The 12,139-nt window shown below is 64.9% G+C and carries 6 protein-coding genes; 5 read left to right on the top strand and 1 reads right to left on the bottom strand.

Annotated features, from left to right (window positions below; all coding sequences use genetic code 11):
• Entirely contained in the window at positions 1-1,917 is a 1,917-nt protein-coding gene (gene dnaK / locus FJ953_RS24875; protein WP_140514198.1) for a molecular chaperone DnaK, read from the bottom strand.
• 342 nt (positions 1,918-2,259) lie between these two features.
• Between dnaK and FJ953_RS24870 the strand changes: the two genes are divergently transcribed.
• The 5 genes from FJ953_RS24870 (at position 2,260) to FJ953_RS24850 (ending at position 12,073) form a co-directional block, all read left to right on the top strand.
• Positions 2,260-4,488, top strand: coding sequence for a hypothetical protein (locus FJ953_RS24870; protein WP_140625261.1), 2,229 nt, complete (start codon positions 2,260-2,262; stop codon positions 4,486-4,488).
• Positions 4,489-4,498: 10 nt separating this feature from the next.
• Positions 4,499-8,260 (top strand): hypothetical protein, encoded by a 3,762-nt coding sequence (locus FJ953_RS24865; protein ID WP_140625260.1) that lies wholly within the window; start codon positions 4,499-4,501, stop codon positions 8,258-8,260.
• A gap of 202 nt (positions 8,261-8,462) precedes the next feature.
• A complete protein-coding gene (gene rpe / locus FJ953_RS24860; protein WP_140524315.1) occupies positions 8,463-9,140 on the top strand; it encodes a ribulose-phosphate 3-epimerase in 678 nt (225 codons plus the stop codon).
• Positions 9,141-9,556: 416 nt separating this feature from the next.
• Entirely contained in the window at positions 9,557-10,303 is a 747-nt protein-coding gene (locus FJ953_RS24855; RefSeq protein WP_140514205.1) for a GntR family transcriptional regulator, read from the top strand.
• A 240-nt stretch (positions 10,304-10,543) separates the two neighbouring features.
• Complete coding sequence (locus FJ953_RS24850; protein ID WP_140625259.1) at positions 10,544-12,073, top strand: malonyl-CoA synthase; 1,530 nt, start codon at positions 10,544-10,546, stop codon at positions 12,071-12,073.
• Positions 12,074-12,139: the final 66 nt, after the last annotated feature.

Below are 12,139 nucleotides of genomic sequence, written 5' to 3'. Positions count from 1 at the left end.
TCAGGCCGACTTCTTCTTGTCGTCGTCCTCGTCGATTTCCTCGAAATCGGCATCGACCACATCCGAGTCCTTGGCGGCGTCCGCCTTGGCATCGGCTTCCGCCGCTTCCTTCTGCGAGGCCTCGTACATGGCCTGGCCGAGCTTCATCGAAGCCTCCGCGAGCGCTTGGCTCTTGGCTTCGATTTCCGCTGCGTCGTCACCCTCGGTAGCGGTCTTCAGCGCCGCGATCGCGTCCGATATCGCCGTGCGGTCGGCTTCCGAGACCTTGTCGCCATATTCCTTCAGCGACTTCTCCGAGGAATGCACCAGCGCCTCGGCCTGGTTGCGGGCCTCGACCAGCGCGCGCCGCTTCTTGTCGGCGTCGGCATTGGCTTCGGCATCCTTCACCATCTTCTCGATGTCGGCGTCCGAAAGGCCACCCGAGGCCTGGATGCGGATCTGGTGCTCCTTGCCGGTGCCCTTGTCCTTGGCCGAAACATTGACGATGCCGTTGGCGTCGATGTCGAAGGTGACCTCGATCTGCGGCACGCCGCGCGGGGCCGGCGGAATGCCGACCAGGTCGAACTGGCCGAGCGCCTTGTTGTCGGCGGCCATTTCGCGCTCGCCCTGGAAGACCCGGATGGTCACGGCCGACTGCGAATCCTCGGCCGTCGAGAACACCTGGCTCTTCTTGGTCGGGATCGTCGTGTTGCGCTCGATCAGCCGGGTGAACACGCCGCCCAGCGTCTCGATGCCGAGCGACAGCGGGGTCACGTCGAGCAGCAGCACGTCCTTGACATCGCCCTGCAGCACGCCGGCCTGGATGGCGGCGCCGAGTGCGACGACCTCATCGGGGTTGACGCCCTTGTGCGGCTCCTTGCCGAAGAACTGCTTCACGATCTCCTGGATCTTGGGCATGCGGGTCATGCCGCCGACCAGCACCACTTCGTCGATCTCGCCAGCCTTCAGGCCGGCATCCTTGAGCGCCGCCTTGCACGGATCGATGGTGCGCTGGACGAGGTCTTCGACCAGGCTTTCGAACTTGGCGCGCGTCAGCTTCAGCGTCAGGTGCTTGGGCCCGGTAGCGTCGGCGGTGATGAAGGGCAGGTTGATCTCGGTCTGCGTCGTCGACGACAGCTCGATCTTGGCCTTCTCGGCAGCCTCCTTGAGGCGCTGCAAGGCAAGCTTGTCGTTCTTCAGGTCGATGCCCTGTTCCTTCTTGAACTCGGCCGCCAGATACTCGACGAGGCGCATGTCGAAATCCTCGCCGCCGAGGAAGGTGTCGCCATTGGTCGACTTCACCTCGAACACGCCGTCACCGATCTCGAGCACCGAAATGTCGAACGTGCCGCCGCCAAGGTCATAGACGGCGATGGTCTTGCCGTCCTTCTTGTCGAGGCCGTAGGCGAGGGCAGCCGCGGTCGGCTCGTTGATGATGCGCAGCACTTCGAGGCCGGCGATCTTGCCGGCGTCCTTGGTCGCCTGGCGCTGGGCGTCATTGAAATAGGCGGGAACGGTGATGACCGCCTTCTCGACCTTCTCGCCGAGATAGGCTTCCGCCGTTTCCTTCATCTTCTGCAGGATCATGGCCGAGATCTGGCTGGGCGACTGCTTCTTGCCGCCGGCCTCGACCCAGGCATCGCCATTGTCGCCCTTGACGATCTTGTAGGGGACAAGCTTCTTGTCCTTTTCCGTCACCGGATCGTCATAGCGGCGGCCGATCAGGCGCTTGACCGCGAAGATGGTGTTTTCAGGATTGGTGACCGCCTGGCGCTTGGCCGGCTGGCCGACGAGACGTTCGCCGTCGCCCGAGATGGCGACGATGGAAGGCGTCGTGCGCGCGCCTTCCGCATTCTCGATCACCTTCGGCTCCTTGCCGTCCATGATGGCGATGCAGGAGTTGGTGGTGCCGAGATCGATACCGATTACTTTTGCCATTTTTCTAGTCTCTCCGCTAAGCAGGCTCTCAGGACCCGTAAGGCGTTCCGACGAAAGCCCCTGTTCACAAGAAATCCCGTTCGGCAACCGCTGTTGCGGCGCTGGACGGCTTGGCGCGTATATAAGAACAGGCGGCATCGGGCGCAAGCATTCTGCGCAAGGCTTCCACCATCCTCGACAGCGGATGGCGAAACGGCCCGATTACGCCTGCGCCCGAGGCATCGCGTCCGCCCGCTTCGCGGCGTCTGAAAGAATAGCCGGGCCCCACAGTGAACCTTTCCGCCTCCGCGTGCGACTGACGCTCAGGCGCCGCATGATGCGGCCACGGGAAAGGGAGCCACCATGACCAGCACCCCAGGGACGCCATGGCCTCCCCGACCAACAGGAGCTCGGCGCGACCATCGTCTTCGCGACAGGGTCGATGCGCTTGGCTTTCCGCTGGTTCCGTTGACCCTGCACAGGAGCAGGCGTATCGTAATTATGAGGAAAGCAGACAATTCGATCGGGGACGAACGTGCTGGAACGCCGCGCCTTGCGCTGGTTTGCGCGGCAGGATCGGTTGGTTCTCCGTTAGACTTCGGGGGGAGTTCCATGTCTCGCGATCACCGCCGGTTCGCGCCCTCTCGTGCCGGCCGTTTGGGCGGCGTGGCGAAGGCCGCCAGCGCCTTTCTTGTCCTGGCGCTGACCGCCGGCCTATGGCTTGGCGGCCCCGCGCGGGCGCAGGAAACCCGGATCCTCTATCCCGGCTCGATGGCGGTCACCGGATTTTCCGGCACCGTCATTCCCGATTTCGACTCTTCAGATTCCGAAAAGGGGGGCCTGCCGCCCGGCGTCGATCCGGTCGACGAAACCTTCATCGACACGGCGCGCGCCACCTTGCGCGTTTTCGACGTTTCAAGCCTGGGCGGGCCGGCCTCCGGCCAGCTCGTCTACACGCCGCCGCCTTTCGAGGTGACATCAGGCCAGATCGGCCAGGTGTTCGGCCTCACCTATGATGACGGCATGCGCGGTGGCGTCCCGTCAGGCATTCCCAATCTCTATGCCGGCGCCACCTCGCTGCACGGCATCCGCATCGTCACGCCTGACGCCGACGATGACGGCCGTCCGGAGCGGCAGCGCCGCGGCATGGCAGGCGCTGCCTTCATGGAGGGCCAGTTCGGCACCGAGAACGGCGGCGGGCCGGGCACCATCTGGAAGGTCGACGGCATCAGCGGCCAGGTCGCCAAATTCGCAGACATCGACACCAACAGCGGGCCCGGCATCGGCAATCTCACCTTCGACCCCATCCACCGCCAGGTCTTCGCCTCCGACCTCGATACCGGTCTGATCCATCGCATCGACGCCAATGGCGCGCTGGTCGACACGTTCGACCATGGCGTCGCCGGGCGCCCGGCGCATGGCCTGGCTCCGGTCGCCGACGATGGCGCCGTCATGGACATACAGGGAGCGGCCTTCGACACGGAAGACCCCGAGACCTGGGGCTACACCCAGGACGAGCGCCGTGTCTGGGCAGTCGCCTATCATGGCGGCCGGCTCTATTATTCCGTCGGCGAGAAGGCCGAGATCTGGTCCGTGGGCATTGCCCGCGACGGCCGCTTCGCCGGCGATCCCCGTTGGGAGCTGACGGTCAAGGCCGACAAGGACTATGCCGTCACCGACATCGCCTTCGACAATAGCGGCTTCATGTACCTGGCCCAGCGCGGCCCGGTCGAGAACCGCTACGACTACAGCCAGTTCGCCGATGCCGGCAGGGGCGAGGTCATCCGCTACTTCAGAGAAAACCCGAACGATCCGGCAACGGAATCGGTCTGGGTGAAAGCGCCGCAGGAATATGCCGTCGGCTTCCCGCAAGGCTTCAGGCAGTCGGCCGGCGGGCTGGACCTGCAATATGGCTATGACGCCGAAGGCGATCTCGACACCTCGGCCTGTGCCCAGACGCTGGTCAACACCGGCGACAAATTGCGCGACAATCCGGCCCTTGCCGAACGGCTCGCCGCTGGCGGGCCGCTCGCCGTGCATGGCGTGCAGATCACGCCCAGGGAGCTGGTCAAGCCGGCCAATGTGCCGCCTTTCGGCTCCTGGTTCGTCGACTTCGACGGCTATTTCGAGGACCCGGAAGTGGAAGGCCATGTCGGCGACGTCGCCGTCTGGCATCCCTGCGAGGGCCGCGCCGGCTACTATGAGGAAATCCCGGGCGGCTATCTGCCACCGTTCTATCCGCCGGACTTCCCGCCGCCCGGCAACCTGCCCTCCTGTCTCGATGTCGACGATGTCAGGTATTTCTGCACGCCGCACGGGCTCGAGGCGGACCTCTACCTTCATGACCATGCCGGCTTCGGCGGCGATTCGATCAAAGCCCAATCCAGGACGCCAGGCGTCGGGGTGACCTCGCCCATGTCGCATGTGCCTGGCAAGCCATACACGATCGGCATCACCGGCCACGATCCGGGCGACACGGTCGATGTCGGGCTCTGCTTCTACAGGAAGTCCGACAAGGACAAGGGCGGCTACTACCCTTGCTGCAAGATGACCTTGCCGCTCAGAACGCCAGCCGTCAGCTGCGACCGTTGAGGAGGGGACGATGAACAATCTCGCACTCTCCCCGCTGGGCGTCGCCGACAAATCAACCGTCATGAACACGAGGCGCCTGTCTTTTGCCAGGCGCGCTGCGCGCTGGCTGGTGGCGGCCGGTATCGCGGTCGCCATGCTGCCGGCGCTGCCGGCACTTGCCGAAGGCACGGCTCCGGCCAAGACCGTCCAGGCCGCCAGCCCGGATAAGGAATTCAAGCTCGACAATCCGCGCATCATCAATCCGGAGCCCGGACGAGCCGTGCCGTTCTTCACCAAGACCGGCGGCCAGCGAAGCTGCGACTATGTCTTCTACACTTTGAGCTTCGGCCTGCGCGGCGCACCGCAAGGCTTCGCCAGCCCGGGGTTTGCGGCTTCGCTGCAGACGGTCCGGCTCGACTTCAAGGACCAGCTCCCGCATGGCTTGCAGATCGTCAACATGCAGGTCTCCGGTGACGGCACCGATGCGTCCGGCGGACCTCTGCCTGGCGCCGTCATCAGCAATTCGGCCGGCCCCAACGACATGGCAACGGTTTCGGATTTCCGGATTTCCGCTTCCGACCTCGACGGCTCGGGCGCACCGGGCGAACGCGTCATCACGTTCCGCATCACCGCCAGGATCGACCACGCGGCGTTCCCCGCGCCGGCGACGGTCGACAATCAGGGCCTGGTCAAAGTCACCGTCGGCACCGGCACGGGAACCATCATTCCCTCACAGGATCCGGGCAAGCCGGACGACGGCAATTTTCTCACCGGCGAAAAGACCTCGATGCGGATCGACCTGACCAAGTGCAATCCGCCGCCACCGCCGCCACCGGGCAAGGAATGCTTCAAGGTGGAGCGCGGCACGGTCGACTGCGTGCCCGGCGGCGGCGCGTTCATCTACCATATGCCTGTCGGTCCCGAGATGGGCGGCAAGTGGGTGCAGCTTTCGACGGCCACGCCAGGCATCACGATCGTCCCCGACACACAGAAGGTGCCGGCCGGCGGCGGTGTGCTGAACTGGAAGATCGTCGGCGCCTCGCCCGGCGACGTCATCCACCTCGTCGTCACCGGCATCGAGACCTATGCCGGGCCGAAAGAGGGTTGGGGGCTCTGCTGCACACAGACCATCGACATCGTCATCCCGCGCGACCAGAGATGTCCGCCCAAGGACAGGGAACCGGACCTGAAGGTCGAGAAACGCGCCGATGTCACGCGCTGCACCATGGGCGGCGGCTGCGACTTCAGCATCCGGGTCACCAATGTCGGCGACGCGCCCTATAACGGCAAGATCGTGCTCGACGAGGTGACGCTGCCGGCGGGCTCGACGCTCGATTCGGGACCCAATCCGCCCTGGATCTGTGTGCCCGGCGCCACCCCGATGACGTGCACCCATCCGGTGACCACGCTCAATCCGGGGGCTTTCATCGACCTGGAGTTCGGCTTCAAGCCGGCTGGCGGCTGGCAAGGCAGCAGCTTGCGCAACTGTGCCGCCTATAACTATGCCGCCAGCGGCAAGCCGCTGTTCGGCAGCCAGGCCAACGACCGTGGCTGCGCCTCGATCCCGATCTGCCGGCGTGGCGATCGCGATCGCGACTGCCGGCCGCCGGTCGAGAAGAAGGCCGACCTGATCCTGAAAAAGCGTACCCGCGCGGAAGCCTGCACCGCCGATGGCGTGTGCAGCTTCGTCATCGACATCATCAACAACGGCACCTCGACCTATAACGGGCCGCTGACCGTGGTCGACACCTATCCCAGCGGCGCGCCGGCCTCCTCGACCTTTGGCCCGAGCCCACCCTGGACATGCGGTCCGAACGGGCCCGGCCAGTTCCGTTGCGACAATGCCGGCATCTCGCTGCCGCCGGGCGCTTTGACGGCGATCGTCGTCAAGGCGGTGGTGCCGGCCGGCTACCGGTCGGACACGGTCGAGAATTGCGCCGAGGTGAAACCGATCCCCGGCGAAACCGACCTCACCAACAACCGGGCCTGCGCCAAGCAACGCATTCCTCGTCCCAATGGCGGCCAGCCTGTCCTGCGTATCACCAAGACATGCGGCGGTTCGCTGGCGGGTGCCGCTTTCGTCTCCTGCCGCATCACCGTCAGCAATGCCGGCACGGCTGCCCCCACCGGTCCGGTGCGGGTCAACGATGCCGCCGCTTTGGTGTCGGGCGGCGCGCCCGTCCAGATCCAGACCGTCACATCAGACGGCGCGGAATGGGCATGCGGGCCGGTTCCGGCCGACACGCTGGCGTGCCAGATTCCAGGCGCCGTCATGACACCCGGAACCAGCAGGCACTTCGACGTGACGGTTTCGGCCAACGGCGAGTTCGAGAATTGCGCGCGGGGCTCCTACGGCCCGGCGCAGGGCGAGGACGTCGTCCATCCGGTCGGCCGGGCCTGCGCCAAGGGCGGCGGGGTCTCGTCCATCCGCGTCGAGAAGACCGGCGACCGCGAGTGCCGGCCCGGAGAACCCTGCTCGTTCGAGATCACCATCACCAACGACGGCCCGGCGGAATTTTCCGGCCCTGTCCGCATCGGCGATGCGATCGGCGTCGAAGGCCTCGGCCGGCTGGAAGGCGTCGCGATCACCTCGATCGAGCCGGCCTTCGGCTGCTCGCCGGAACCGGCGGCCTTGCCTGCGTCCTGCATCGCAGACCTGACACTTGGCGCCGGCGAAAGCCGCGTCCACCACGTCACCTTGGTCATCCCCGACGACGGCCGCCTGGCCAATCTGCAAGGCAGCGTCAACGGCCAGAACTGCGTCGGCGTGCTTTCTCCCGATACGCGGGTGCAGGGCGGCGGCGATGTGCTTTCCCGCGACCAGGCCAACACCCAAGCCGATCGCGGCAAGGCCTATGCCTGCCATCCCTTCACCATCAGGCATGAGACGAAGAAGGAATGCTCGGCAGACTTCGTCATGAACGACGCCGGCCGGTGCGTCTGCCCGCAGGGCACCACCTATCGCAACGGCCAGTGCTCGTCCGGCGGCGTCATCATCCCGCCGAAGGAGCCAAAGCGTTGCGTGCTGCTCGAGGGCCAGGTCCGCACAGAGGATGGACGCTGCGTCTGTCCGCGCGGGACCGAGCTGGAGAATGGCGCCTGCGTCAAGACATCCAGGCCGGGCTGCGCGATACCGGGATCGGTGCCGACATCGGACGGCGATGGCTGCACCTGCCCCAAGGGCACGCATCTCGACCGGGATGCCAACGCCTGCGTGCGCGACAGGCCGAAGCCCGAGCAATGCACCATCCGTGGCCAGGTCCACGGCGCGGAAGGCGAATGCGTCTGCCCACGAGGGACCGAACTGCGCAAGGGAGCCTGCCGGGCTCTCCAGCCGGAGCCTGAGCAATGCACCATCCGCGGCCAGGTCCACGACGCCAATGGCGACTGCGTCTGCCCGAGGGGGACCGAGCTGCGCAATGGAGTGTGCCGGCGCAAGCAGCCCGATGTGGAGCAGTGCGACATTCGCGGCCAGATCCACAACAAGCGCGGCGAGTGTGTCTGTCCGCGTGGAACCCGGGTGATCGACGGCGCATGCCGCCGGTCCAGGCAAGAGAGCGAATGCGCGCCGGGCTCGCAAATGGTCAACGGCCAGTGCCAGCCGATCTTCAGGCGGCGTTGCCCGGAAGGCATGATCGGCCGTTATCCAAACTGCAGGCCGGTGCGCGGGCAGCCCTCGCTGGAACTCAACCCGGGCATGCTGCTGCAGCAGGTTCTGCCACGGCGCAGGCCGCAGTCCGAACAGCAGCAGGATACGGCTCCAAACAGAATCCTGAATCTCCAGCAGCAGTAACCATCGCCTGAAGGCACATCGGAAACCCCGCCGGAGGAATCCCGGCGGGGTTCTTCGTGGCCGGGCAGGCTGAAGCTGCAACACGAAGAGGACGCCGCACTACCCCAGCTGTGGAACCGCCAAGCTCGCACCCTCGACAAGTCAGCGGCTGCGCTTTAGGCAGTGATCAGATGAAAAAGGCGCTCGGAAAGGCCCCGTCATCATGACGAAAAAAACCTTGATCGCACCTTCGGTGCTGGCTTCGGACTTTTCGAAGCTGGGCGACGAGGTCGAGGCCGTCGCGGCAGCCGGCGCCGACTGGATCCATCTCGATGTGATGGACGGCCATTTCGTCCCCAACATCACCTTCGGTCCGCCGGTGATCAAGGCGATCCGCAATCGCACCAAGGCTTTCTTCGACTGCCATTTGATGATTGCGCCGGCCGATCCCTATCTGGCAGCCTTCGCCGAGGCCGGGTGCGACGGCATGACCGTGCATGCCGAGGCCGGGCCGCATCTCGACCGCTCGCTGCAGACGATCAGGAATCTCGGCAAGAAGGCCGGCGTTTCGCTCAATCCGGCAACGCCGGAAAGTGCGATCGAATACGTGCTCGACAGGCTCGACCTGATCCTGATCATGACCGTCAACCCGGGTTTCGGGGGCCAGGCCTTCATTCCGGCAATCGTCGACAAGGTGAGGCGGGTCAAGGCGCTGATCGGCGGCCGGCCGATCCGCATCGAGATCGACGGCGGCGTGTCGCCCGAAACCGCGCCGCTGGTGACCGCCGCCGGCGCCGATGTGCTGGTGGCCGGCGCCGCCATCTTCAAGGGCGGCAGCGTGGAAGCGTACCGGGCAAATATAGAGGCGATCAGGACGGCGGCCGACAAGGCAGCCGGCTAAAAGCACCGCACAAGAACCGATGGAGGCCAGGATCTCCCCACGTGGTCAACCCCGGGGGCCTGCACTGCGCGCTTCGCTGCGGCTGGCCCCGCGACAAAAGCCATGGGCAGGATAAAAGGCCTGATTCGGTCCCACTGTTCGGTGTCTTTTGCGCGCGACGGAAAAGAGGTTCGCGCGGAGGCACGGAAGAACAGGTGATCCTGCATATAAACACGTTAAATTTCCGCCGGTTGTAGCCGAACACGATTTCGTTCGACCAGATATAGGATCGTGCATATTTCTTTGTTCTAAAGTACAATGACGCGATCTCCCGCTTGAGCGCGTCGAGGCGCGCGCGGTAGGGTACGTGTACGGAAAGGGAACTGTTTCTCGGACTCGAATTGCCCAGGACCAGATTTGGGGACAAGGAGCCGATTTTGACATACGCAGCTGCCAATCTGAATGACGACGGCACAGGCTCGAAGAGTACGCTCGCCAGCACTGTCTATCATCAACTCCGTGCCGATCTTCTGCGGGGCGCCTTTGAAACCGAGAGCAAGCTGCGGGTTGAGTGGGTTGTTTCCAAATATGGCGCCGGCGCTTCCCCGGTTCGTGAGGCTCTCAATCGCCTGGCCTCGGAAGGGCTTCTCGGTCGGCATGACCAGCGAGGCTTCTTCATCATGCCGGTCAGCGCGGCAGAGCTCGAGGAATTGACGCGTACCCGTTGCTGGCTCGAGGAACGGGCGCTTCGCGAATCCATCGCCCACCGCACCGCCGAATGGGAAGAACAGCTGGTTCTGGCGTTGCATCGGTTGGGGCGCACCTCACGTCTCATGCCAACGGATCTGTCGTCGCTCAATCCGGACTGGGAGAGACTGCACCGCACTTTCCACCGTGCGCTGATCTCGGCCTGCCGGTCGCGATGGCTGGTGGGGTTTTGCGACCAGCTTTCCGATCACGCCTACCGCTACCGCCGAATGGCCAGTAACGGCGAAGGCATCCAGCGCGACGATTTTGCGGAGCACCGCCTGATCGCGGAAAATGCGCTGGACGGTAATGCCGACGCCGCGGTCGAAGCCCTGCTCAATCACTATCGCCTGACGGCAGCGATGTGCATGGAGCGCTTCAAGCAGGTCGAAGCATCAGAGCCGGCCAGCGCCAGGGCCGAGCGCACCCCACGGTAGCGCCGCATCGCGCCCCAAGCCTTTGCCGCCCCAGCCTTCTACCGCCCCAGCCTTTTACCGCCAAAGCCTTCCGCTTTCGCCCGGCGACATGATCATGGCCGCCGCGTGGAGCCGCCCTTGCGGGCTTGACGGGTCGGCAAGAACCACCAACAGTCTGGCGCCGTGCAAAGCGGCCGAACCGGAAGACAGGCCCGGCTCCGTCCGATGCATGCCTTTCGCCGCCAGACGCAGGAAGACCTCATGAGCAATCATCTGTTCGACATTTTCCGGTCCCGGATGCCGAAGCCCGGACGCCTGTTGATGCGGACGGATGACGGCCGCGTGCTGACCTATGGCGACATGCTGGCGCGCTCGGCGCAACTGGCTCACGCGCTTTTGCAACTTGGCGTCGAGCCCGGCGACCGGGTCGCGGTGCAGGTCGAGAAGAGCCCGGAAGCTATGCTGCTGTACCTCGCCTGCCTGCGTGCCGGCGCCGTCTTCCTGCCGCTCAACACCGCCTATACGCTGGCCGAACTCGCCTATTTCTTCGGCGACGCCGAGCCCCGGCTGGTCGTCTGCGATCCGGCACGGGTAGCCGGCATCGACGCCCTGGCGCAAAAATGCGGAGCTCTTGCCGTCACCCTCGACGGCAAGGGCGAAGGATCGCTGGCGGACCAGGCGTCGCGGCAATCGCCCGACTTCCACGACGTCGCGCGCGGTCCCGACGATCTTGCGGCGATCCTCTACACGTCGGGAACGACCGGCCGCTCGAAAGGGGCCATGCTCAGCCACGAGAACCTCGCCTCGAATGCGCGCGTGCTGGTCGACTATTGGCGCTTCACATCGGACGATGTGCTGATCCACGCACTGCCCATCTTCCACACCCATGGGCTGTTCGTCGCCACCAACGTCATCCTGATGGCCGGCGCCTCGATGCTGTTCGAGCAGAAATTCGACGCAGGGCGCGTCGTCGCGCTCTTGCCGGACGCCACGGCGCTGATGGGCGTGCCGACCTTCTATGTCCGGCTCTTGCAGCAGGACGGGCTGACCCGCGAGGCGGCAAGAAACATCCGCCTGTTCGTTTCCGGCTCGGCGCCGCTGCTGGCCGAGACGCACAGGGCCTGGCGCGAGCGCACAGGCCACGCCATTCTCGAGCGCTACGGCATGACCGAGACCAACATGAACACCTCGAACCCCTATGATGGCGAGCGCCGCGCCGGCACCGTCGGCTTTCCCTTGCCCGGCGTGTCGTTGCGCATCGCCGACCCCGACACTGGCAGGCCGCTTGCCCAAAGCGAGGTCGGCATGATCGAGGTCAAGGGGCCGAATGTCTTCTCCGGCTACTGGCGCATGCCGGAAAAGACCAAAGCGGAATTCCGCGACGACGGCTTCTTCATCACAGGCGATCTCGGCATGATCGACCCCGACGGTTATGTCCACATCGTCGGCCGCGGCAAGGACCTGATCATCTCGGGCGGCTACAACATCTATCCCAAGGAGCTCGAGAGCGAGATCGACGCGCTTGACGGCGTCCTGGAAAGTGCCGTCATCGGCGTTGCCCATCCCGATTTCGGCGAAGGCGTAACGGCCGTCGTGGTTCGCTTGCCGGCTTCGACCGTCACCGCTGCCGAGATACTCAATGCCATTGCCGCGCGCGTGGCGAAATACAAGCATCCCAAGCGCGTGGTCTTCGTCGACGAATTGCCGCGCAACACCATGGGCAAGGTGCAAAAGAATCTGCTGCGCGATACCTACAAGGATCTTTTTTCCATAAGCAGTCCCGCCAGCTAAGTCGATCGAGGCAAGGATACCTCATCCCGCTTGTTTGGACGGGGAGCATCGCGAACAGTTTCGTGC

Source organism: Mesorhizobium sp. B2-3-6, from assembly GCF_006442305.1.
GTDB lineage: Bacteria > Pseudomonadota > Alphaproteobacteria > Rhizobiales > Rhizobiaceae > Mesorhizobium.
This window is presented reverse-complemented; position numbering and strand designations above follow the sequence as displayed.